General features: G+C 70.4%; 19 protein-coding genes and 1 tRNA gene. 9 read left to right on the top strand and 11 right to left on the bottom strand.

Annotated elements, in window-relative coordinates; genetic code table 11:
- Positions 1–2 precede the first annotated feature (2 nt).
- Complete coding sequence (topA, locus tag ABD978_RS09300; protein WP_345351580.1) at positions 3–2,630, bottom strand: type I DNA topoisomerase; 2,628 nt, start codon at positions 2,628–2,630, stop codon at positions 3–5.
- Between the two features lie 148 nt (positions 2,631–2,778).
- On the opposite strand from topA, the gene ABD978_RS09295 reads away from it, so the two are divergent.
- Positions 2,779–2,964, top strand: a complete 186-nt coding sequence (locus ABD978_RS09295; RefSeq protein WP_252782122.1) for a DUF5703 family protein — start codon at positions 2,779–2,781, stop codon at positions 2,962–2,964.
- Between the two features lie 996 nt (positions 2,965–3,960).
- Here ABD978_RS09295 and ABD978_RS09290 read toward each other — a convergent pair.
- Both ABD978_RS09290 and ABD978_RS09285 read right to left on the bottom strand, forming a co-directional pair.
- Positions 3,961–5,718, bottom strand: coding sequence for a chaplin family protein (locus ABD978_RS09290; protein ID WP_345351576.1), 1,758 nt, complete (start codon positions 5,716–5,718; stop codon positions 3,961–3,963).
- Positions 5,719–6,736: 1,018 nt separating this feature from the next.
- Positions 6,737–8,044, bottom strand: a complete 1,308-nt coding sequence (locus ABD978_RS09285) for a M20/M25/M40 family metallo-hydrolase (RefSeq protein WP_345351573.1) — start codon at positions 8,042–8,044, stop codon at positions 6,737–6,739.
- A gap of 232 nt (positions 8,045–8,276) precedes the next feature.
- Between ABD978_RS09285 and ABD978_RS09280 the strand changes: the two genes are divergently transcribed.
- The 7 genes from ABD978_RS09280 to ABD978_RS09250 all read left to right on the top strand — a co-directional run bounded on the left by ABD978_RS09280 (position 8,277) and on the right by ABD978_RS09250 (position 14,997).
- A tRNA-Leu gene (locus ABD978_RS09280) sits at positions 8,277–8,362 on the top strand.
- Positions 8,363–8,753: 391 nt separating this feature from the next.
- Positions 8,754–9,413: a glycosyltransferase family 2 protein gene (locus ABD978_RS09275; protein ID WP_345351570.1), complete on the top strand. Its 660-nt coding sequence runs from the start codon at positions 8,754–8,756 to the stop codon at positions 9,411–9,413.
- Positions 9,413–10,084, top strand: coding sequence for a TIGR04282 family arsenosugar biosynthesis glycosyltransferase (locus tag ABD978_RS09270; protein WP_345351567.1), 672 nt, complete (start codon positions 9,413–9,415; stop codon positions 10,082–10,084). The genes ABD978_RS09275 and ABD978_RS09270 overlap by 1 nt, the downstream gene beginning before the upstream one ends.
- Positions 10,066–11,517 carry a molybdopterin-dependent oxidoreductase gene (locus ABD978_RS09265; RefSeq protein WP_345351564.1) on the top strand — a complete coding sequence of 484 codons (1,452 nt, stop codon included), beginning with the start codon at positions 10,066–10,068 and terminating at the stop codon, positions 11,515–11,517. The genes ABD978_RS09270 and ABD978_RS09265 overlap by 19 nt, the downstream gene beginning before the upstream one ends.
- Positions 11,514–12,119: a hypothetical protein gene (locus ABD978_RS09260; protein WP_345351561.1), complete on the top strand. Its 606-nt coding sequence runs from the start codon at positions 11,514–11,516 to the stop codon at positions 12,117–12,119. Before ABD978_RS09265 ends, ABD978_RS09260 begins: the two co-directional genes overlap by 4 nt.
- Positions 12,120–12,131: 12 nt before the next feature.
- Positions 12,132–13,940: a glycoside hydrolase family 15 protein gene (locus tag ABD978_RS09255; RefSeq protein ID WP_345351558.1), complete on the top strand. Its 1,809-nt coding sequence runs from the start codon at positions 12,132–12,134 to the stop codon at positions 13,938–13,940.
- A gap of 73 nt (positions 13,941–14,013) precedes the next feature.
- On the top strand, positions 14,014–14,997 hold the full coding sequence (locus ABD978_RS09250; protein WP_345351555.1) for an NAD-dependent epimerase/dehydratase family protein: 984 nt from the start codon (positions 14,014–14,016) through the stop codon (positions 14,995–14,997).
- A gap of 25 nt (positions 14,998–15,022) precedes the next feature.
- Here ABD978_RS09250 and ABD978_RS09245 read toward each other — a convergent pair whose 3' ends face one another.
- The 3 genes from ABD978_RS09245 to ABD978_RS09235 all read right to left on the bottom strand — a co-directional run bounded on the left by ABD978_RS09245 (position 15,023) and on the right by ABD978_RS09235 (position 18,951).
- A complete protein-coding gene (locus ABD978_RS09245; protein ID WP_345351552.1) occupies positions 15,023–16,375 on the bottom strand; it encodes a hypothetical protein in 1,353 nt (450 codons plus the stop codon).
- Between the two features lie 692 nt (positions 16,376–17,067).
- Positions 17,068–17,856 carry a polysaccharide deacetylase family protein gene (locus ABD978_RS09240; RefSeq protein ID WP_345351549.1) on the bottom strand — a complete coding sequence of 263 codons (789 nt, stop codon included), beginning with the start codon at positions 17,854–17,856 and terminating at the stop codon, positions 17,068–17,070.
- Between the two features lie 84 nt (positions 17,857–17,940).
- Positions 17,941–18,951, bottom strand: coding sequence for an LLM class flavin-dependent oxidoreductase (locus ABD978_RS09235; protein ID WP_345351546.1), 1,011 nt, complete (start codon positions 18,949–18,951; stop codon positions 17,941–17,943).
- Between the two features lie 89 nt (positions 18,952–19,040).
- Between ABD978_RS09235 and ABD978_RS09230 the strand changes: the two genes are divergently transcribed.
- The gene (locus ABD978_RS09230) at positions 19,041–19,334 is read left to right on the top strand and encodes a hypothetical protein (protein WP_345351543.1); all 294 of its coding nucleotides are present in this window, start codon (positions 19,041–19,043) and stop codon (positions 19,332–19,334) included.
- Positions 19,335–19,418: 84 nt separating this feature from the next.
- Here ABD978_RS09230 and ABD978_RS09225 read toward each other — a convergent pair whose 3' ends face one another.
- The 5 genes from ABD978_RS09225 to ABD978_RS09205 form a co-directional block, all read right to left on the bottom strand.
- Positions 19,419–20,138 (bottom strand): TIGR03943 family putative permease subunit, encoded by a 720-nt coding sequence (locus ABD978_RS09225; protein WP_345351540.1) that lies wholly within the window; start codon positions 20,136–20,138, stop codon positions 19,419–19,421.
- A complete protein-coding gene (locus tag ABD978_RS09220; RefSeq protein ID WP_425550702.1) occupies positions 20,135–21,175 on the bottom strand; it encodes a permease in 1,041 nt (346 codons plus the stop codon). Before ABD978_RS09220 ends, ABD978_RS09225 begins: the two co-directional genes overlap by 4 nt.
- A gap of 33 nt (positions 21,176–21,208) precedes the next feature.
- Entirely contained in the window at positions 21,209–22,189 is a 981-nt protein-coding gene (locus tag ABD978_RS09215; protein ID WP_345351534.1) for an ATP-binding protein, read from the bottom strand.
- 229 nt (positions 22,190–22,418) lie between these two features.
- The gene (locus tag ABD978_RS09210) at positions 22,419–22,808 is read right to left on the bottom strand and encodes a Fur family transcriptional regulator (protein WP_345351531.1); all 390 of its coding nucleotides are present in this window, start codon (positions 22,806–22,808) and stop codon (positions 22,419–22,421) included.
- A gap of 110 nt (positions 22,809–22,918) precedes the next feature.
- Entirely contained in the window at positions 22,919–23,401 is a 483-nt protein-coding gene (locus tag ABD978_RS09205) for a Fur family transcriptional regulator (RefSeq protein WP_345351528.1), read from the bottom strand.
- Positions 23,402–23,447: the final 46 nt, after the last annotated feature.

Below are 23,447 nucleotides of genomic sequence, written 5' to 3'. Positions count from 1 at the left end.
CGTCAGGAACGAGACTTCGCGGTACGCCGCCGCGCGGGCTTCTTCCCGCCGCCCGCGGCGACCTTCTCGCGACGCTCCGCGAGTAGTTCGAGGGCCCGCTGCATCGTGATCGACTCGACCTCGTCGCCCTTCCGCAGGCTGGCGTTGGTCTCGCCGTCCGTGACGTACGGACCGAAGCGCCCCTCCTTGATGACGATCTTGTTGCCCGCGTCCTCGCCGAGTTCGCGCAGCGGCGGCGCCGCGGCGGCCCGGCCGCGCCCGCGCTGCTTCGGCTGGGCGAAGATCTCCTTGGCCTCCTCGATGGTGACCGTGAACAGCTGGTCCTCGCCCTGCAGCGACCGGCTGTCGGTGCCCTTCTTCAGGTACGGGCCGAACCGGCCGTTCTGCGCCGTGACCGGCTCACCGTCGAGCTCCCCGACGACGCGCGGCAGCGACAGGAGCTGGAGGGCCTCCTCGAGCGTCACGGCCTCCGGCGACATCGACTTGAACAGCGACGCCGTACGCGCCTTCGCGCTCTTCGGGGCGTCCTCCGGCAGGATCTCGGTGACGAACGGGCCGAAGCGGCCGGTCTTGACCACGATCGCGTGGCCGTTCTCCGGGTCGACGCCCAGCTCGCGATCGCCGCTCGGCTGCGCGAGCAGCTCCTCGGCCTTCTCCTTGGTCAGCTCGTCGGGCGTGATGTCCTGCGGGATGTTCACCCGCTGGCCGTCACGGTCGAGGTACGGACCGAAGCGCCCCACCCGGACCACGATGTCGCTGTCGGGGAGCGGGAAGGAGCTGACCTCCTTGGCGTCGATCTCGTCGAGGTGGCTGACCAGCTCCTTGAGCCCGTCCCCGTCCTCGCCGAAGTAGAACCGCTGCAGCCACCGGACCCGCTCGGCCTCGCCGCGCGAGATGGCGTCCAGCGCGTCCTCCATGCGGGCGGTGAAGTCGTAGTCGACCAGCTCGCCGAAGTGCTTCTCCATCAGGTTCACCACGGCGAACGCCAGGAAGGACGGCACCAGCGCGGTGCCCTTCTTGAAGACGTACCCGCGGTCCAGAATCGTGCCGAGGATGCTGGCGTACGTCGACGGCCGGCCGATCTCGCGGTCTTCCAGCTCCTTGACCAGGCTCGCCTCGGTGTACCGCGCCGGCGGCCGGGTCGAGTGGCCCTCGGCGCCCAGCTCGGTCGCGGTGAGCGGGTCGTCCTCCGCCAGCGGCGGCAGGCGGCGCTCCTGGTCGTCGCGGTCGGAGGACGGGTCGTCCGCGCCCTCGACGTACGCCTTCAGGAAGCCGTAGAAGGTGATGATCTTTCCGGAGGCGCCGAACTCGGCCCGCTCCCCGGTGGTGGACTCGCCGCCGACGCGCACCGACACCGACTGCCCGGTGGCGTCCTTCATCTGGCTGGCGACGGTGCGCTTCCAGATCAGCTCGTACAGCTTGAACTGGTCCCCGGACAGGCCCGTCTCGCCGGGCGTGCGGAACGTGTCGCCGGCCGGGCGGATCGCCTCGTGCGCCTCCTGGGCGTTCTTCACCTTGCTCTGGTAGACGCGCGGCTTGTCGGGGATGTAGTCGGCGCCGTACAGCGCCCTCGCCTGCTGGCGCGCGGCGTTGATGGCGATCTCCGACAGCGTGATGCTGTCGGTTCGCATGTAGGTGATGAAGCCGTTCTCGTACAGCCGCTGCGCGATCTGCATCGTGTACTTCGCCGAGAAGCCCAGCTTGCGGCTGGCCTCCTGCTGCAGCGTCGTCGTACGGAACGGGGCGTACGGGCTGCGGCGGTACGGCTTGCGCTCCACGGAGCTGACGGCGTACGGCCGGTCCCGCAGCCGCTCGGCTAGCCCCCGTGCGGCGGCCTCGTCGAGGTGCAGGACGTCCTGGGTCTTCAGCGTGCCCTGCGCGGTGAAGTCACGCCCCTGGGCGACGCGCTTGCCGTCGAGGGAGACCAGAGTGGCCGCGAAGGTCGAGGGCTCTTCCGGCTTGCCGGTGTCGAAGGTGGCCGACAGGTCCCAGTAGTGCGCCGGGACGAACGCGATGCGCTCGCGCTCGCGCTCGACGACGAGGCGGGTGGCGACGCTCTGCACCCGGCCCGCCGACAGCTTCGGCATGACCTTCTTCCACAGCACCGGGCTGACCTCGTAGCCGTACAGCCGGTCGAGGATGCGCCGGGTCTCCTGGGCGTCGACGAGCTTGAGGTTCAGCTCGCGGGGGCTTTCCGCGGCGGCGCGGATGGCGTCCTTGGTGATCTCGTGGAAGACCATGCGCCGCACGGGCACCTTCGGCTTGAGAACCTCGCGCAGGTGCCAGGCGATCGCCTCGCCCTCGCGGTCCTCATCCGTCGCGAGATAGAGCTCGTCGGCCTCCTGCAGCAGCTTCTTCAGCTTGGCGACCTGCTGCTTCTTGTCGGCGTTGACGACGTACAGCGGTTCGAAGCCATGGTCGACGTTCACGCCCAGGCGAGCCCAGATTTCGCTCTTGTACTTCGAGGGAATATCAGCGGCTTTCTCCGGCAAATCACGGATGTGGCCGATACTGGACTCCACGACGTAGCCACGGCCGAGATAACCCGCGATCGTCTTGGCCTTGGCGGGCGACTCGACGATCACCAGGCGGTTGCGGCTGGACCTCGTTGTGCCGTTGCTGTCGGGCACGGTGCTTGAACCTCACAAATCTCGACTGCGGCGGGAGTCGTCAAGTGCCACCCCGAAGCCGATCCACCTGGGACGTTCGGCAGACCGGATCCGCGGAAGAGGATCACCCGCTCCCCGTGAGGACCCTAGACGGAGCAGAATAAGGCCAATGCTGGAGTACTCCTACCTAGTACTGCATCTACCACGCGGCACGACACGGGACGCCGCGAGGCAGGTGATGGTCGAGCACGCCGAACATGGCGGGTGGGAACTCGTCCGCGTGCGGGTGTACCCCGACGGACGCCGCCGAATCCAGCTCCGCCGCAAGGTCATCCGCGCTACGCGCACCTTGTAGAGGCGGCCAGTACTCGACCTCCTCGACGTTACAGCAATGTGCCCCGAGCGTGAGCGCGGGGCACATCTTGGCACAAACTTTCCCTTTTACCGGGCTTTGCCGGGCCGGAAGGCAAGCCCCCAGCCGGACGAAGCCGGACATCAGCGAGCGCCCGCCCACCACACCGATCACAGAACCGTCACGACGGCCACCGACCCGCCCTACGGCCGCGAGACCAGGCCGGAGCGGCGGCCCGACAGGCCTGCGGATCTGCGGAGCGGCGGACCTGCGGGCCCGCGGAGCGGCAGAGCGGCAGGCCGACGGATCGGCAGGGCGGCCTCAGCCGTACGGTTGCCGTCTGGCCGGATGCGGACCCGCCGTAACCGCGCAGGCGCCTCAGCCGCCACTGGCCCGCCTCAGGCATCACGCGCGTTCTGGCCAGATGCGGACCCGCTGCAACCGCGCACACGCCTCGGCCGCCGCGGCTGCGCCTCGACCGTCTACGGCTCGCCCCAAACGGCTGGAGGCACGCCCTCAACCGGCTGGAAACCCGCCTCGGCCGACAGGGGGCCCGCGCCGACCCACCGCGGCTGCGCCTCGACCGTCCACGGCTCGCCCTGACCGGCTGCGAACCCGCTTCAGCCGACAGGGGCCCGCGCCGACCCCGCCGCGGCTGCGCCTCGACCGTCCACGGCTCGCCCTGACCGGCTGCGAACCCGCTTCAGCCGACAGGGGCCCGCGCCGACCCCGCCGGGGCTGCGTTCTGACCGCCCATGGCTCGCCTCGACCGGCTGCGATGCCGCGTCCCCTCCGACTGCCACGGACCCGCAGCCCGGTGTCGACCCCGCTGCGGCTGCGTCTTGACCGCCTACAGGGGACCTCAACCTGCCGCGAACCCGCCTCAGCCGGCACGGGCCCGCGGCGACGTCCGCGGGCCCGTGCCGGCGTCGTGAACCGGCGTCGACGTTGCGGGCCCGCATCACCGTCGCGGGCCCGCGTCGATGTCGAAGGTCGGCGTCAGCGGTCGCGGAACCGGCGGACCAGGGAGACGGTGCCGGACGACGCCGCGAGCAGCGCCGCGAGCGCCAGGGCGGCCAGCGCACCGTTCTCCGCCTGAGCCGGCTCCTGGGCCGCGACCGTCCGCATCGGGGGGATGCGCTTGGGCGGTCCGCCCACCTGCGGGAGACCGAACCGGGCCGGGACGGGCAGCGCCGCGCCCGCGGCCGGGACCGGCCGGGTGACCGGAACGCTCGGCAGGTCCGGCAGCGCCCGCGCACCCGGGACCGTGCCGGCGACTCCCGGAGGGACGGGGGCGCCGGTCTTCTCAGTGCCGGAGGCGGTCTGAGAGGTGTCGGAGGAGGACTGCGGGAGGTTCAGCGGGTTACCACCGACCCGCGCCGCGTTCGGCAGCGCGGGGAGCGCGCCCGGGATCTCGTCGGCGAGGTCGGCCAGGCGGCCGTCCACCGGGGTTCTCGGCGCCGGGACGGCCAGCGGCGACTGAGGCGCGTCGGGGAGGGTCGACGTCACGGGGGCGCTCATGCGCCGGCGCGGCTGGAACCGCAGTCCGGTGAAGACCGGCATGGCCGCGGGGTTGGCCGCCACCGCTCCCGTACGCGACGGCGCACCCGGCAGCACCGGGAGCTCGCTGAGTGGCGCCCGTGCCGCCATGGCGTGGTGCGGGGAGACGCAGTGGTGGTCGCCACCGTGGCCGCCGTGACCCCCGGAGACGGAGGCGCCGCCCTCGCATCCGGCCAGGGAACGGCCGATGACGGCGACGGCGTTGCCGCAGACGTTGATCGGCGCGGTGATCGGGGCGGTGACCTGGTTACCGCCGCCGATGCTGTGCCGGCCGTTCGTGCGCCCGCCGGAGGCGGAGCCACCGCGCACCGGGGGGATCACGCCGGCGCATCCGGCGGCGGCGTCACCGAGGACCGCGACGGCGTTGCCGCAGACGTTGATCGGCGCGGTGATCGGGATGGTGACCTGGTTACCCCCGAGAATGCTGTGCCGACCGTTGGTACGGCCGCCGCCGGCGCTCCCGGAGCCGGTGACCGACGCGCCGCCCTCGCACCCGGCGAGGGCGTTGCCGATGGCGTTCCCGCAGACGTTGACGGGGGCCTTGATCGGCACGTTGACCTGGTTGCCGCCGCCGATGCTGTGCCGGCCGGAGGTCGTCCCGCCGCCGCCGTGCCCATGGCCGTGGCCGCCGGAGACGGAGGCGCCGCCCTTGCATCCGGCGAGCGCCCCGCCGAGGACGGCCGCCGAGTTGCCGCAGACATTGATCGGCGCGGTGATCGGGACGTTGATCTGGTTGCCGCCGAGGATGGATCCGGCTCCGGTCGTGTGCCCGTGGTGGCCGGTGCCGTGCCCGCCGCCGTGGCCGCCGGAGACGGAGGCGCCGCCCGCGCACCCGGCCGCGGAGCGACCGATGACCGCGACCGCGTTGCCGCAGACGTTCACCGGCGCGGTGATGGGGACGTCGACCTGGTTGCCGCCGCCGATGCTGTGCCGCCCGGACGTCGACTGCCCGCCACGGCCGCTGCCGCCGCGGTGCACGGACGCGCCGCCGACCGAGCCGGCGATCGAGTGACCGATGACCGCGACGGCGTTGCCGCTGACGTTGACAGGCGCCGAAACGGGCGCCTTGACCTGGTTGCCACCGAGCACACTGCCCGAGCCGTCGGTGACGTCGGCGAGGGCCGGACCGGCACCGAGCGCGACGAAACTCGCGGTGAGCAGCGTGGCACGCGCGGTGCTCTTCGCCCACGTAGCCATGGATGAAGCTCCTTCGATACAGGGTTGGGGGGTACGTCTCTCAGGAGTCGGAGAACGTCCCTGGGGGGAATTCACGGCGTGGCCGCGCGCATGCGGGCACGCCTCGACCCGGCGGGGGCCGGGCCGGTGGTGGGGGAACTAGTCAGGCGAAAAGGAGGGCTCGTCCGCCGCAGTGCGGACGGCCGGGGGGACCGTCCGCACGATCAGGGCGGACACGCGCGAGCGGCCTGAGGCCGCCCCGAACCCGAGGGCACGCCATAGCCCCGTCTGGGTGACACCGTCGCCGATGGACGGGGGAAGCGCCTGTGCCCGATGCGGCGACTGCTGCGGCATCCGTGGCATGACCGGCGCGGGGACCCGGGAACGGGTCGCATGATCGACGGAGACCTTCTCGGACGCCCCCGTTGCGGCGACCGGACCGGTGCTCGTCACCGGCCCGCGACCGACCGTGGCGCGATGGCCGTGGCCGAGCTGCCGCGGTGCCCGAGAAGGGTCCGCCGTGACCTCCGACGTGCCGGGCCGTACGGCTCCGGCCGATCCGCTCGCCACAGGTGCCGGCGAGGCGGGGATCAACGGCGGGTGAGAGTGCCGGAGAGTCGCCCGGGGAATGTGCACGGCCGGTGCGGCGGCGCGCAACGACGGCAGCGCGTCACCTGGATCAACGGTGACGTGCGGGGCCGCGTGCGCGACGGCGCTGGGAAGGCGTGCGCCCGGAACGGTGTCGGCGTGTGCCTGCCCGGCGGCTCCGAACAGCCAGCCGGCGACCGCGATGCCCGCCATGGTCAGCAGGCGCCGGGTGACCGACCGCGCGAGGAGACCGCGCAGGCACTGGGTGACCGATCGCGCGCGGAGACCACGGCGGCGCGGGACGACGGAGGTGCACCTCCGTGACCGCGACCACCTGGCAACCACGCGCCCTCCTCGGCATCGACCCACCGCGCGGAACGCAAAGGCGCTCCGTACGGTGAGTCACGCTATCACCACGGAGAGCATTGAATCGACAATTGCCGAGAGGTTTTCAGGCGTGATCAAGAAAATGGTCGAGGACGCGCACGCCGAAGCGCAGACCGTCGACCGGAACACGCTCATCGATGCCGTGGAACATTCCGGAAAAATCCAGATCCTTCGGCAGTTTCAGCGGCGCGAAACCGAAGCAGCGGATGCCCAGGGTGGCGAACGACTTCGCGTCCGTGCCGCCCGACAGGCAGTACGGCACCGGCCGCGCGTGCGGGTCGTGGGCCCGCAGCGCCGAGGCCATCGCGGCCACCAACGGCCCGTCGAACTCCGTCTCCACCGCGATGTCGTGGTGGACGAACTCCCGCCGTACGTGCTCGCCGAGCAGTTCGTCGACGGTCGCGAAGAACTCCTCCTCGTACCCGGGCAGGAATCGACCGTCGACCTGAGCCGTGGCGTTTTGCGGAATTACATTTGCTTTGTAGCCTGCGTCCAGAACAGTCGGATTAAGGGTATTTCTGAGAGTCGCACCGATCATCCGGGACAGCGGCCCGAGTTCCCGCACGGTCTTCTCGATGTCGTCCGGGTCGAACTCCACACCCGTCGCGTCGCAGACCTCCTCCAGGAACGCGCGCACCGTCTTCGTCAGCCGTACCGGGAACTCGTGCTCCCCCAGCCGGCCCACCGCCGCCGCCAGCGCCGTCACCGCGTTGTCCGGATGCACCATCGACCCGTGCCCCGCCGTGCCCTCGGCGATCAGACGCATCCAGGCCAGGCCCTTCTCCGCCGTCTCGATCAGGTACAGACGCTCGTCGTTCGGCAGGGTCAGGCTGAACCCGCCGACCTCCCCGATCGCCTCCGTGCACCCCTCGAACAACTCCGGGTGGTTGTCGACCAGCCAGTGCGCGCCCCACTTGCCGCCCGCCTCCTCGTCCGCGAGGAAGGCCAGCACGACGTCCCGCTCCGGCCGACGACCCTGACGCAGCCGCTCCCGGATCACCGCGAGGACCATCGCGTCCATGTCCTTCATGTCGACCGCGCCACGCCCCCACACGCAGTCGTCGGCGACCTCCCCGCCGAACGGATCCCGAGTCCAGTCCTCCTTGCGCGCCGGAACGACGTCCAAGTGCCCGTGGATCAACAGCGCGTCCCGCTGCGGATCGGTCCCCTCGATCCGTACGACGACGCTCGACCGCTTCGCGTGCGACTCGTAGATCTTCGGCTCGAGGCCGACCTCGGCGAGCTTCTCCGCGACGTACTCCGCGGCCACCCGCTCCCCCGGCCCGCTGTGATCACCCGGATTCGAGGTGTCGATACGGATGAGGTCACTGCACAGCTGGACGACCTCGTCCTCAGCCGAAGGATTACTCACGTTGCCTCCTCGCACGCGCGGCGCAGAACCGGAGCACCGCCGCCTGAGGCGCGGCGCACCGCCTGTCGCGGGTACCCGGCTCGTCTCGCCCGGGATGTCCACCCCATCCTCCCGCAGCCGCCCCCAGGCCTGGCACGCCTGGTCAGGGTGGCCGCTGAAACCGACTTCGCGGCATCACCAGGGATTTGCTAGTCTGTGGCAGCCGACGCGGAGAGACGCGGGGGCACACCACGTCCGGGTGGCGGAATAGGCAGACGCGCTAGCTTGAGGTGCTAGTGCCCTTTACGGGGCATGGGGGTTCAAGTCCCCCCTCGGACACATCGTGACAGAGCGGGACAGATGGGCATCTGTCCCGCTCTGCGCTTCTGCCGGGCGTCGATGTCCTGGGCGTGTCGCCCTTGCCATCCTCTCCCCGATCAGTGCGAGGTCGACGGCGCTGCCAGGGGGCACGGGGAAGCTGGTCACCGCGGCGACGACGGCGCCGCCTGCGTCGGCGTCCTCGACGACATAGACGGACTCTTTTGGTCGCGTCGGTGTTGCTCATCACGAGCGGGTCTCGCTCGGCCCGTCACCGACTGTGTCTACCGACCACCTAACGATCGAAGGTCAGCGGGACGCTTCGCGGCCATCCGGCAGGCTGTCCAGGACATGAGCGTCTTCTCTGACTACGGTCGTGTGGCGCTGAGGCACTAAGGGGACATTACCGAGTGTGACCGACGTGGTCGTTGATGTCATCTTGCCCTGCCTTGATGAGGCCGAGGCCCTGCCGTGGGTGCTCGGTCGACTCCCCGACGGTTTTCGCCCGATCGTGGTCGACAACGGTTCCGTGGACGGATCTTCGAGTGTCGCCCGGTCGCTCGGGTCCGTGGTCATCGGGGAGCCGCGGCGCGGGTTCGGCGCGGCATGTCACGCGGGTCTTTCGGCGGCCGTCGCCGAAGTGGTCTGCTTCTGTGACTGCGACGCGAGCCTGGATCCGCGTCAGCTGCCGCGGGTCGCCGGACCGGTCCTGGACGGCTCGGCCGATCTGGTCCTGGGGCGCCGTCGGCCGGTCGCACGTGGGGCCTGGCCGCTGCCGGCCCGGCTGGCCAACCGGGAGTTGGCACGGCGCATCCGGCGCCGCACCGGCGTCCGGGTGCGTGATCTCGGGCCGATGCGGGCGGGCCGGCGTGTGGATCTCCTCGCGTTGGGGCTGGCCGATCGGCGGTGCGGTTATGCGCTGGAGATGGTGGTACGCGCGGCGGAGGCCGGCTGGCGAGTGCGTGAGGTCGAGGTGGACTACCTGCCGCGGATCGGCCGGTCGAAGGTCACCGGGACGCTTCGTGGCTTCCAGCAGGCTGTCCAGGACATGAGCGCGGTGCTCGGCCGGTGATGGGCGGTGGCGCGTTCACGCGTGCCGGCGTGGTGACGACCCTGCTGGTCATCGCGAAGCAGCCGGTGCCGGGGCGGGTCAAGACACGGCTGGTGCCGCCGTACTCTTTCGAGCAGGCGGCCGTGCTCGCCGAGGCCGCGTTGGCGGACACGTTGCGTGCGGCACTCGCCTCGCCCGCCTGCCGCCGGGTCCTGGTCCTGGACGGCCGGCCTGGGCCGTGGGTCCCGGACGGATTCGAGATCGTCCCCCAAGTCGCGGGAGGGCTGGATGAGAGACTGGCCGCGGCGTTCGCGGCGGTGTCGGGGCCGGCGCTGCTGATCGGTATGGACACACCGCAGATCACCCCCGACCTGCTCACCGTGGCCTGGGACGGGGTGGACGCGTGGTTCGGTCCGGCCGTCGACGGAGGCTTTTGGGCCTTGGGATTACGAGAGCCTGACCCCGAACTGCTACGGGGTGTGCCCATGTCCACGCCCGCCACCGGTGCCGTACAGCGGGCACGGCTGTGCGCCGCCGGTCTGCGGGTCTCCGATCTCCCTGTGCTGCGGGACGTCGACACCGCTGTGGACGCTGCCGCGGTCGCTCGTCTCGCCCCACAGACCCGTTTCGCCGCCTGCGTTCGCGATCTCGCCCCTGTCATCGCCTCGCCACCGTGGCGGTCCGCCCCGTGATCGTGCGCTTGCGCGCGAATCGGGCCGAATGTTGCGGGGAATGGGAGAAGGAGTGGCTTTCGGGGGGAGCCATGGCAGATCAACGAATGCCGCGAGACGAACGGAACAGGGCCCGCTCTGATGAGCGTTCGGGCCGGCGCAGGCATGGGGTAAGCGCGTGGCTGACCGCGCATCCACCGCCTGGGCCGTTTCGTCGTGAGTTCTGGCGGAGCCCGGTGCGTGGGCCGTGGCTGACGTCGGTGTTCGGTGTCGTCCTGCTGGTCGGCATCACCTTGATCGCGGTGACCGGGCTGCTGTCCTACGCCGCCTACGATCCGCGGCTGGCGGGCAACGACTTGACACCACAGAAAGGCGGGCTGGGCTTCTATCTGTTCGATTGGCCGACCCGTCCGGCCTGGTTGTACCGGCTCAGCCAGGCGGTCCACGTCATCCTCGGGATCACGCTCGTTCCGGTCCTGCTGGCCAAGCTGTGGTCGGTCATCCCCAAGTTGTTCGACTGGCCTCCGGCGCGTTCTCCGGCTCAGGCATTGGAGCGGATCAGCCTGCTGCTGCTGGTCGGTGGCGCGGTGTTCGAGTTCGTCACCGGCATCCTCAACATCCAGCTGTTCTATGTGTTTCCGTTCTTCTATCCGGCGCACCTGTACGGGGCGTGGATCTTCCTGGGCGCGTTCGTCGTTCATGTCGCGCTGAAGCTGCCAAGGATGATCAGCGCACTGCGCTCGCGGAGCTTCCGCCAGGAGTTGCGTACCGGTCTGGGCGACACCCGTCCGGAACCCCCCGACCCCGACGGTCTGGTCGCGGTTCATCCGGCGGATCCGACCGTCTCACGACGAGGGCTGCTCGGCTTCGTGGGCGGTGCGTCACTGACCTTGTTCGGCCTGTCCGTCGGCCAGACGATCGACGGGCCGCTGCGGCGCACCGCGTTGCTGGCCCCACACGGCCGCGAATACGGCACCGGGCCCAACGATTTTCAAGTGAACAAGACCGCGGCCGCCAAGGGCATCACGGCACACGAGGCCGGTCCGGGCTGGCGGCTGGAATTGGTCGGCCCGCAGCGGATGCGCCTTGCCCGTCCGGATCTTCTGACCATGCCCCTGCACACCTACGACCTGCCGATCGCCTGCGTTGAGGGATGGTCCACCCAGCAAAGCTGGACCGGTGTGCGCCTGGCCGACCTGGCCCGGCTGGCCGGCGCCACACCCGGAAGAGACGAGGTCTTCGTCGAGTCCCTCGAACGCGGAGGGGTCTTCGGCCACGTGACCCTCAGCGCCCGCCAGGTGGCCGACCCGGCCTCGTTGCTCGCGCTTCGCGTCAACGGCGCCGACCTGTCCCTCGACCACGGGTTCCCCGCCCGGATCATCGTTCCGAACGCGCCGGGCGTGCACAACACCAAGTGGGTCACCCGGCTCACCTTCCGGCCGGCAGGATCATGAGCGCCAAGTCACCGTCCCAGGGCGTCCGCCGACGGATCACCGCACATCACCGGGACGGCCTTCGGCGTCCGCTCGGTGCCGTCCGCCGGCGGATCGCCCCGCACTATGGCGCCGATCCCCTGCATCTGCTCGCTCTGCTCGCCTGCTTCGCCCTGGCCGGCTACGCCGCGAGCCGGGTCGCCGCCGCAGGTATCTGGGTGGGTTTTTTGATCTGGTTCGTCGGCGCGGCGATCGTTCACGACCTCGTGCTGTTCCCGCTGTACGCGCTCGCCGACGTCGCCGTGCAGCGACGCCGGTGGGGACGACGCCGGCCGGGCCCTCGCGTCCGGTGGCGGCCGTGGATCAACTACGTTCGCGTACCGGCGGGGCTGTCGGGGCTTCTGCTGCTCGTCTGGTTCCCACTGATTCTTCGGCAGTCCGGAGAGACGTACCGGAAGGCGGTCGGTCTGGGTCTCAGCCCCTATCTGGGACGGTGGCTCCTGGTGACGGGCGTGTTGTTCGCCGGATCCGCCATCATCTACGCCCTGCGTCTGCGGTCCGCGGCGTCCGCGGAGCGCGGACAACGCCCGAAACAGCGGCCGGAAAGACTCCGTCGCAGGTAGGAGGGCCGTCTGGTGAGCACACGGCCGATCAGCGACTACGCGTTGCTGGCGGACTGCCGTTCGGCCGCCCTGGTCGCCTCGGACGGCTCGGTCGACTGGCTGTGCTTCCCCCGGTTCGACAGTCCGGCGATCTTCGCGCGCCTGCTCGACGACGACGCCGGACACTGGTCGATCCGCCCGACCGGTCCCGCCGAGATCGCCCGAAGATACGTCGAGGGCACTCTCGTCCTGGAGACCACCTTCCGCACGCCGGACGGCACGATCGTGCTCGTCGACGCGCTCGCGCTGGGCAGACGCGAGCGCGGGCACGGCATCGGCGCGTCCTCGCCGGGTGTCCTTCTCCGCGAGGCGACCTGCGTGGACGGCACCGTCACTCTCGCCGTGACGTACGCGCCACGCCCGGAGTTCGGTCTCGTACGCCCCCTGATGGAGCCGGTGCGCGGTGGACTGATCGCCCGTGGCGGCGCCCACGTTCTGAGCCTGTCGATCCCCGCCGAACTGCGGACCGACGGTGCCACCGCGCATGCCACGGTCACCCTGACCGCCGGTCAACGCTTCGGCCTCGCGCTGCACGTCGGCGCAGCGTGGGAGGCCGAACCGGCGTGCTGGAGTCAGCGGCGAATCCACCGCCGGATCAAGGACACCATCGAAGGCTGGCGATCCTGGTCCCGCCAACACGCCCGCTATGAGGGGCCCTGGCAGGACCAGGTGGCCCACAGCGGACGGGTGCTTCGCGCACTGACATTCGCCCCCACCGGAGCGATCGTCGCCGCGGCCACCACATCGCTGCCGGAGGATGCCGGCGGAGTACGCAACTGGGACTACCGCTACACCTGGGTCCGCGACGCCAGCCTCACCCTGCAGGCCCTCGACATCACGGCATGTGAGAAGGAGGAGGCGGCGTTCTTCGGCTTCCTCGCCCGCGCGGCGGCCACCCGGCTCGACCACGCCTCCGATCTGCAGATCATGTACGGCGTCGGCGGAGAACGTGACCTCAGCGAACGCCTGCTGCCGCATCTGACCGGCTGGCGCGGCAGTGCCCCCGTGCGCGTCGGCAACGACGCATGGCGCCAGCGCCAACTCGACGTCTACGGTGAACTGCTCGACGCCGCCCACCAGCTCCGCTCCAGCACGACGCACCGGCACTACGACCCGATCACGCGCAGGTTCCTGCTCGGCGCCGCGGAGACGGCCGCCCACCGCTGGCAGGAACCCGATCAAGGCATCTGGGAGGTCCGCGGTCCGAGCCGGCACTTCCTGCATTCCAAGCTCATGTGCTGGGTGGCCCTCGATCGCGCCATCGCCCTGGCCCCCGCCCTGGGAGCGACCGCTCGCGTCGGCGAGTGGGAACGCATCCGCGCTCAGATCCGTACGGCGATCCTCACACAGGGCTGGAACCCAGACGTCGGCGCGTTCACCCAGGCCTTCGGCGACCCGCATCTCGACGCGTCCGCGATGGCCATCCCAATGGTCGGATTCCTGCCCGGCGATGAACCGCGTGTGCGGGCCACCGTGAACGCCATTGCGGCACACCTCACCGATGCCCGCGGTCTCGTTCGCCGATACATCACCTCGGACGGGCTCCCCGGTGGGGAAGGAGCCTTCCTGCTCTGCACGTTCTGGCTGGCCCATGCCCTCGCGCTGACCGGCCAGGCCACGCGAGCCGGCCAGGTGTTCCAGACCGCGGTTTCCCACGCCAACGACGTCGGCCTGCTCGCCGAAGAGGTCGACTCCGCCACCGGTGAGCCCATCGGCAACTTCCCCCAGGCGTTCAGCCACATCGGCCTGATCAACGCCGCGTGCGCCATCCGCGACCGCTGAACTTCTTACAGAGTGCGTACAGCCGGTCACGTCGCGGGACTCCGCGCGGCCCTGTCTGGTTAGCGTGCCGGACATGCGCATACTCGTCACCGGCTCGGCAGGGTTCATCGGCTCTCATGTCGTCGAGGCACTGAACGAGCGTGGCCATGACACACGTCCGTTCGACCTGCGAGGCGATGAAGACATACGCGACGAGTCATCGGTCGCACGCCATCTGAAAGGAATAGAGGCGGTCTGCCATCAGGCGGCCAAGGTCGGTCTCGGCGTGGACGTCTCCGACCTCCCGGCGTACGCCTCGACGAACGTCTTGGGCACCGCCGTGCTGCTCGCCGGCATGGCACAAGCGGGTGTGAACCGCCTCGTGCTGGCCTCCTCGATGGTGGTGTACGGCGAGGGCGCCTACGACTGCCCGGACCACGGCCGGGTCCGGCCCGGCCCGCGTGCGGCCGCCGACCTCGCAGGCGGCCGTTTCGAACCGCGCTGCCCGGCCTGTGCAGCGCCGCTGACCCCCGGCACCGTGGACGAGGACGCCCCGATGGACCCCCGCAACGCCTACGCCGACACCAAACTCGCCCAAGAGCACCTCGCGGCGTCGTGGGCGCGGGCGACCGGCGGGTCCGTCGTGGCGCTGCGCTACCACAACGTGTACGGGCCGCGGATGCCGCGAGACACCCCGTACGCGGGCGTTGCCGCCATCTTCCGTTCCCGCCTCGAACACGGAGAGCCGCCGCTCGTCTTCGAAGACGGCGGCCAGCGGCGCGACTTCGTCCACGTCCGGGACGTCGCACGCGCCAACGTCCTCGCGCTGGAGTCCCAGCCCGGTCCGCGTGAACCGCGCGCCTACAACATCGCCAGCGGAAGGCCGCACACGGTTGGGGAGATGGCGGCGGCCCTCGCCAACACTTACGGCGGCCCCGACCCGGTCGTGACCGGCGACTATCGGCTCGGTGACGTCCGGCACATCGTCGCCGAGCCCGGCCGGGCCGCCGCCGAGCTCGGCTTCCGCGCGTCGGTCCGCTTCGAGGACGGCATGGCCGAGTTCGCCAGGCGTGCCTGAGCAGCCCTGCCACACGGCGTGCGCTTCACCATGGCGACCGCACAAAGGCCTCGATCACAAGGGCGGTCACCGTCTGCGCGAGCAGCATCGTACGGCCCGGTGGCCGGTGGACCGCGGTCACGGTCACGACCCACGCCGCGTAGGGAATCCAGATTCGCTCGACCTCACCAGATGTGACGCCGGACAGGTCCAGCGCGAGCACCCCGGCGAGTGCGGCCGCGGCGAGCCATCCGAGCCTGTCCGGCACAGGGCGTCCTCGTCCGCCAGGTAATCCGGTGAACACCGGACCGGCGGCGCACCGCAGCGCGGTCGGCAGGGCCACAGCAGCCGCCGGACCGACCAGAAGGGCCAAGACGGCCAGGTCGCCGAGGAGAAAGTACGCGTACGGTCGCCTGGATCCATGAGAGATCAGCCAGGCGACATGGGTCCCTACCACTCCCTCCCACCAGGAGAACCCGGCCATGGTGAAGGCGATTGGAACGACCAGGGATCCGGCCGCGAGCGCCATGAGAACCGGCCAGGCCGGCCGCGTCAGGACGAGCACCGCAAGCGGCAGCGCGAAGATCGGCAACAGGCCATAACTCAGGTACGGCAGGGCCCCCAGCAGCAGCCCGCCCGCGAACGGGACCGCCACCCGCTTGAATGACCCGATACGCGCGCTCCGGTCGACCACACCGTTCAGGGACGAGCCCGAACCGGCGGCCGCGACAGCGACCAGCGCCACCGCCCACGCCGCCACCCCGAGAAAGAAGGCGTCCACACTGGTGGCGACCCACAGCGCGACCGGCGAGAGCACAAGGAACGGCACCGCCCGGCGCGCGACGTCCTCACCAGCGATCACCCGCACGGTGATCCCGATGGCAGCCGTCGCCGAAGCCCCGACCACGATCACGAAGGCAGCCGCCCACCCCGCACCGGCCAGCCCCATCCACTGGATCGTCCACAGAACCAGCATGGGCAGCGGCGGATGCCCCTTCACGTGCGTGGGAAACGCCTGCATCTCCATGGTGAAAGCGCGCAGCCAGTCCACGGGATCATCACCCATCGCAGGCAGCTCGGCGAGGTACTCCGTCGGGGTGGTCAGCGGCCGGGAAATGCCGTCGGGAAGCTGGAGCATCACTGCCCAGCCCACCGAACCCAGCCACGCGACCGCCAGCAGCGGCCGCCACGGCAACCGCCGCGCCGTCACGGGCAGAACCGCGACCCCGACCAGTCCAAAGGCCACCGCAGGCAGCAAGGGACGGAGCAGCAACCGAGCCTGAGCATGCAACGGCGGGAACGCATCCACCGGCATCGCCCCGGCCCGACGCATCAGTGCGCCTATCCCGAACGCGCCGACGATCAACGCAGCCCAGCCAACGAGAGACAGCCAGACCACCCACCCCGGTTTCCGCCGTACCGGTCCGCCGCGATTCCGCACTCGGCGTGACCGTGCCGGAAGTCGGCGGACGCCTACCTTCCGACGGGTACATGAAGGCGGCCCGTCGCCCGACTCCGAAGAGGGCTGAGACCGGTGGTGCCTTGAGTCGGCGTCTGACCGCGCCGACCGAAAGCGGATCATTCCTTCACCGTAGGTGCGGCCAGGCAAGGTATTCGGCTAGGCCATCACCGTGAAGGTTGATTTCGAGAACCAAGCGTGCGGAGCGACAATGACGAAACGCGGAATCAGTCTTGTCGGCCTATGCTGCGGTTTCGCCAAGTCGCCCGGCTTGTCCAGCCTGCTTGACTAGCCGCCCCCAGCGTTCGCTGCGGCCGAACTCGTCGGCTATTGCCTTTCCCTGCGGGAGTTCACCCCCGGATGTGCGGTGGGCCTGGGCCCACCGCCATGCCTGCTCCCGGGCTCGTGAGTCGCCTCGGCTGGGCCTTCGAGACGACGAACGCCGTTCGCGGCTCCCGTTGGCGTCGTTGTTCCATGACCGATCTGAACGACCTATGAGCTCCACGAGGTCATACGATGATCATTTTGGAGCTTCGGCGTGCCATGTTCGCGGATATGCTGACTTCCCCGCTCTAACGCCGGCCCCGCGCGTCCACCGTGAGTGGTCTTCCCCCAGCCGGCCAGGCGGCGGATCAGAGAGCGACGAAAGTGAGGCCCCGTTGCTTCAGCGCGGGGATGACCGTCCGCAGCGCGCGGATGGTCTCGGACCGGTCGCCGCCGCCGTCGTGGCAGAGCAGGATGTCGCCCGCCTGTGCGCGCAGCAGCCGGTCCGTGATGGTCATGGTGCCGGGGCGGGCCCAGTCGCGTGGGTCGACCTGCCAGTCGATGCAGATCATGGAGTGTTCGGCGGCAACGTCGATGATCTGCTGCGACCACGCGCCGCCCGGGGAGCGGAAGAACTTGGGTGCCACACCGATGACCTGCGCGATCCTGTCGTGCGCGCCGCCGATCTCCTCCCGGATCCGGGACTCCGTGAGATGGGGCAGGTTCAACGGGTGCGTCACCGTGTGGTCGGACACCTGGTGCCCGCTCGCGACGAGGCGCTGGACCAACCGCGGTTCTTCGGTGACCTGCGTCCCGATGAGCGAGAACGTCGCCGGCACGCCGAACTCGGCCAGCAGATCCAGCATCTTCGGGGTCCACACCGGATGCGGGCCGTCGTCGATGGTCAACGCCACCGCGTTCGGCGGCGCGGCCGGTTGGAGGTCATGCAGGTTGTGGATCGGGCGGCGCAGCGCCTGCAGTGGCCGTCCGTGCGCGTATCCGGGATCGGGCCGGGTGGTGTGGGCCGCCGCGCGTAGCTGGTGCCGTGTCCTCGTCGTACCAGTGCCACGGAGGAATTCTGGTGTCGCGCCGGCTACGAGACCGGCGCCGGCCGCGCCGATCGTCAGCAGCGCCTGACGCCGGTCCAGCTTCCTCATATCGATCCCCAACCGCCGATACGACCGTTAATCCATCAGCTAGGACTCTCGGGTTCATCGAGAAGTTCGGATCCTGGTTCCCGGTTAGTGGTCTCCGAAGCGGGCGCGGAGGTGAGGGAGGACCTCGGCGCCGAGCCGGGCGATGTTCTCGCGGGTCCGGCGCGAGGACCCGGTGCCCTCGACCATGAGGATCAGGTGGCGGATCCCGGTGCGCTCGACGGTCGCGGTCATGGTGTCCAGGCAGTCCCCGGCGGTGCCGACCGGGTGGATGCGGCACAGCAGTTCGGCGTACGCGTCCGGGTCGCGCGGGGTATGGGTCCGACCGTCGACCGGTGTGTATCCGGTCAGCCCCGGTCGCAGCCAGCGCGGCAGCTCGGCGCGCAGTAGCCTCCGGGCTTCGGCTCGGGTGTCCGCGACGTAGGCCAGGGCGGCCGCCACATGGTTCCCGCGCGCGTGGCCGGCGGTGGCGGTGTACGCGTCGACCATCCGCCGCCTGCCCTCGTCGTCGATGTGCAGGCCGAGCAGCATGGGCAGGCCGCGTTCGGCGGCCAGCGCCGCAGTGCCGGTCGAGGTGCAGGCGACCACGACCGGTGGACGCGGGCGGGTGTGCGGGCGCGGCACCATCGGCACCTCGCGGAAGGTGAAGGTCGGCCCGCTCGCCGACACCCGGGGACGGCCGAGCCCGGCGAGCAGCAGGTCCAGGCTCTCGGCGAAGCCGGTCTCATACCGGGCGAGTCCGGTGCCGAACACCTCCAGGTCGATCCAGGGACCACCGCGCCCGACCCCGAGGCGGAACCGGCCGCCTGAGACCTGGTCGAGCAGCGCGGTCTGCTCGGCGAGCGCGACGGGGTGCGCGGTGGACAGCACGCTCACCGCCGGCCCCACCGCGATCCGCCGCGTACGGCCCAGGACGAACGAGGCGAGCGTGACCGCCGACGGGCAGATCCCGTACGACATGAAGTGATGCTCGGCGAACCACACGTCGTCGAACCCGGCCTGCTCCGCCGCGACGGCCGCCTCGACGGTCGCGGACAGCACCTCGCCGTCGCCCTGCCCGGGGAACCGCGCCGCCAGCAGGAACACTCCCACCCGCATGCCCCCACTCTGCCGGAGACCGGCGTGGCGTGGGCGTCACTCAGCGATCGCGTGGATGTGGTGGTGTGCGGTGTTCAGTGCTCGTCCCAGTGATCCTCGTGGGCGGCGTGACGGCATCCGTCGTGGACGTAGTCGACGTGATCGCCGTGCGGCACGCTGACGTGGCCGCAGCCCCCGCCGTGCTGGTGCGGGTGGTCGTCGTGTCGCGTGTGGCCGATGGCCTCGCATTCGTCGACGTGTCCGTCGTGCGGACGGTGCAGATGCCCGTCGTGGGCGTAGTCGACGTGATCGCCGTGCGGCACGGCCACATGGCCGCATCCCGGCCCGTGAGCATGATCATGAACGGCATGTCGCCGGTGCTCTGTCATCGCTGTCATCGGTGAACCCCCCTCTGTCTCGTCCTGCCCAGAGAAGGCGCCCGTGAACAGTGGCAACTGTGGCAGCCGCACACGATGGACCCCGCCGCCTTATTCATAGGGGTCGGCGGGTTCGGTGATGCGCTGCTGATCGGTCGCGATCAGCTGGGGCAGGGCGATGCGGTTGATGTGCGCCCAGGCCGGTGACCAGGTGCCGGTGACCTGCACCCAGGTGCCGGGGCGGGGCTGCGGCGCGTTTTTGATCACGATGGTCATCGGGACGGCGTCGGCCGCACAGCAGGTCATGCGCAGGCGGATCAGCTGCCACCGGTCGGGGCCTGCCGGGCGGGCGAAGCCGGTCAGGGTGACCCGGTGTCCGGTCAAGGTGTCGTGTCCGGCCTTGGCCTGGAACGCGCGGGCGGTGAATTCGGTCAGGGAGATCCGGGCGGGGCCGCTGGTGGACAGTGCGGCCAGGTTGTGTCCGGTCGGTGGCGGGGTTTGGTTGATGGCGCGGGACGCGGTGAAGGAGCCCAAGGCCGCGGGCGCGATCGCGGCGATCACGAGCGGCGGGAGCAGGAGCAGCCACGCGGCCCGTGGTCCATGGCTGTGATCGTGCCCCGGGGCTGTCCCGTCGGAGGTTTCGGCGTCGGTGTGGCGCCAGGAGGTGGCGATACCGAGCACGCCGAGCGCGCAAAGGACGGCTCCGGTGGCGATGAGCGGAATCCGGAAGCCGGGACGGACGTAATTGAGGTACTCATGCCCGGCCAACGTGATCCACAGCAACGCCCCGCCGGCCGCCAGCAGAGCAACGTTCTGGGCGGCCTTCCTCACAGCAACACCCGGCCGAGGAGAAGGCTGGCGACGATCGCGAGCGCGAATGTCATGGGGACGAACCGCACCGCGAACCGTGGGCCGAAGGTGCCGGCCTGCAACGCGATCAACTTCAGGTCCACCATCGGGCCGACCACGAGGAAGGCCAGCTTGGCCGTGGCGGAGAACTGGGTCAGGCTCGTGGCGACGAACGCGTCGGCTTCGGAGCAGATCGACATCACCACCGCCAGCGTCGCCAGGACGCCCACCGACAGCCACGGAGCGCTCGCGACGGCCGCCGTCCAGGCCGACGGCACGGTGACGTTCAAGGTGGCGGCGATCGCGGCTCCGGCCACGAGCAGGCCGCCGGTATGCAGCAGGTCATGGCGCATGGCCGCGGCGAATGCCGCCCCTCGGGTGTCCTGGGCGGCGTGCGGGCGTGCGGGGATCCGCAGCCATTCGATCCGGCCGAACCGCAGCCACAGCCACCCGGCCGCCACCGAGACCAGCAGCGACGCCGCGAACCGGGCAACGACCATCTCCGGGTGACCGCGAAAGGCCACGGCCGTGGCCGTCAGGACCACCGGGTTGATCGCCGGCGAGGACAGCAAGAAGGCCAGTGCGGCGGCGGGCGTGATGCCACGGGCCATCAGCCCGCCCGCGACCGGCACCGACGCGCATTCGCATCCCGGCAGCACGGCACCCGCGGCACCGGCGACCGGCACCGCCCAAAGACCGCGACGTGGCAGCGCCCGCCGCCAGAACGCCGCGGGCACCAAGGTCGAAATGGCTGCGGAGACGGTGGCACCGAACACCAGGAACGGCAGCGCCTGCGCGCAGATCGCCACGAATACGGTCGCCCAGCCCTGCAGCCGCGCCTCGTGCAGGTGCGGTGCGGCCAGCAGCCTGCCCGCCACCAGCATGCCCGCCACAGCGGCGGCCCCCAGCAGCGCGCGGCGACCCGCCGGCATCGGCGAGCGTCTCCCCCATTCGGCGGGCGGGAGATCCGCCCGCTCGTCCCACGCCGCGTCGGCGGCCTGCCACCTGGACACGCCCATCATCGCGCCGAAGCCTCTCTTACGTCCCCACCTTCATCGAGCGGCCGGCCCGGCTGCCGTCGCAGCGACCGTGGGATCGAGGGTGAAGTCGGGGTCGATCTGGGCGGCGAGGTCCTGGCCGGTGGCGGCGCTCGCCCAGGCGCGGGCGTTCTTGAGGTGGAACTCGACCGCCTGGCGGGTGAACTTGTCCCAGTCCTTGCGGCGGGCGTCGACCGCCGCCCGGATAGTGGCGAGCGCGGCGCGGTCGCGCTCGGCCAGGTCGTCCAGGTCGAACGGGCGGCCCTGCTCCATGGCACGGACGGCGCCGGACTGGCCGACACAGCACAGCAGGTCCGCGCCGACGTGCTCGCGCAGGAAGGCGGCGTCCTCGGCGCCGTGGACCTTGTTGCCGATGACCTTCAAGGCGACGTCGTAGTCGGCGGCGTACTCGGTCCACTGCCGGTAGACCGCGACGCCCTTCCGTGTGGGCTCGGCGACCAGGAAGGTCAGGTCGAAGCGGGTGAACATCCCGGATGCGAAGGATTCGGCGCCGGCGGTGCAGTCGACGACGGCGTACTCGCCGGGCCCGTCGACCAGGTGGTTGAGGTACAGCTCGACCACCCCGGTCTTGGAGTGGTAGCAGGCCACGCCCAGGTCTTCGTCGCTGAACGGCCCGGTCACCATGAGCCTGGCCCCGGCGGCCGGGACCGTCAGCCGGGAGTGGATCGGGTCGTCGCCGCCCAGGCGCAGCAGCCGGGACCCCAGGCCCGGTGGCGTGGTCTTCACCATCGCCGCCGCCGAACGGATCCGGGGGTTCTCGCCCCGCAGGTACTCCTTGATCACGGCCAGGTGCGCGCCCATCGCCGGGATCGCGGCGGCGGACTGCTCGGAAAGGCCGAGGGCGACGCCAAGGTGCTGGTTGATGTCGGCGTCCACCGCCACGACCGGCGCGCCGGCCGCCGCCAGATGACGGATGAACAGGGACGACAAGGTCGTCTTGCCGCTGCCGCCCTTGCCGACGAACGCGACCTTCACTCGATCTCTCCTCATCCCACGCCCACGAACGTAACGCAGCGTCAACCATTCAACCACGGACTGTTACACAGGTCGGCCTGCGCGACCATGGCCAGAGACAGAAGAGCTTATCGACTTTGAAAACGGTTTTCGTAACCTTTCTGAAGGGATCCGTGCAAGGGAGCCGACACGTCCTTCTCATCGAGCACGAGCTGTCGCCGCAGCTAAGGCGGCACTATGAACGGACCGGTCAGCGGTCTTCGGCCGCGCAGTCAGGGCACAGCCCGAAGATCTCCAAAGTGTGGTCGACGTCGGTGAAGCCCGCTTCGGTCGCGACGCGTTCGGCCCAGTGTTCGATCGCGGGCCCTTCGACCTCGACGCTGCGTCCGCACGCGCGGCAGGTCACGTGGTGATGGTGGGTGCTGGTCGCACAGCGGCGGTAGAGCGTCTCGCCGTTCTCGTCGCGGAGGGTGTCAACCGTGCCGTTCTCGGTGAGGACCTGTAGCTGGCGGTAGACGGTGGTCAATCCGATGCGCTCGCCGCGGTGGCGCAGCTCGGCGTGGATGTCCTGGGCGCTACGGAATCCCGGTAGGCCGGCCAGCACCTGCCCCAGCGCCTCGGCCTGACGGGTGCCTCGCACGCGGGTTCCCCGGCCGGCGGCGGCCTGCCGCCCGGGACGTTCGGTCGAGTGCGAGGTCATGGGCGTGCTCCGGCCGGTCTCGTCTGATCATCGGGTGTCTTTCGACCGTATCAATCCGCCGGAACATCGCCTGGGGTTCGCAGGCACCGGCCGCACACGCCGTACACCTCGGCCAGGCGCGGGTCGGGCTCGAAGTCGACCTCGACCGCGATGCGGTCCAGCCAGATGCCGTCGTCGCAAGCAGGGTGTTCGTGGACGTCGCCGCAGCGGCGGCACACCAGGTGATAGTGACGCCCCGGAGCGCACGGCCGGTATCGGGTCTCGCCATCCCGTACGAAGACGTGCAGGAGCCCGGCGTCGGCGAGCGCGGACAGCGTCCGGTAGACCGTCGACATTCCGACGGGGTGCCCCTGCCCGGCGAGTTCGACGTACAGCTCGTGCGCGCCGGCCAGGCGCCGTTTGCCTTCGAGCGCCTCCAGCACCTGACGCCTGCGCCGGGTCGGCGACAGCCCGGCCGCGCGCAGCCGTACGGCGATCTCATCACTGGTCCCGTCGCGTGGTCGGCGGCCGGCGGTTGCGGTGTGCGAGCCCATGTTCCGACCCTACGGACATCCACCGATATTGACAACCATTTCCATT

It is taken from the genome of Actinoallomurus liliacearum, assembly GCF_039542035.1.
Classification (GTDB): Bacteria; Actinomycetota; Actinomycetes; order Streptosporangiales; family Streptosporangiaceae; genus Actinoallomurus; species Actinoallomurus liliacearum.
Note: the sequence above shows the minus strand (reverse complement) of the source record. Positions and strands in the feature narration are given on the sequence as shown.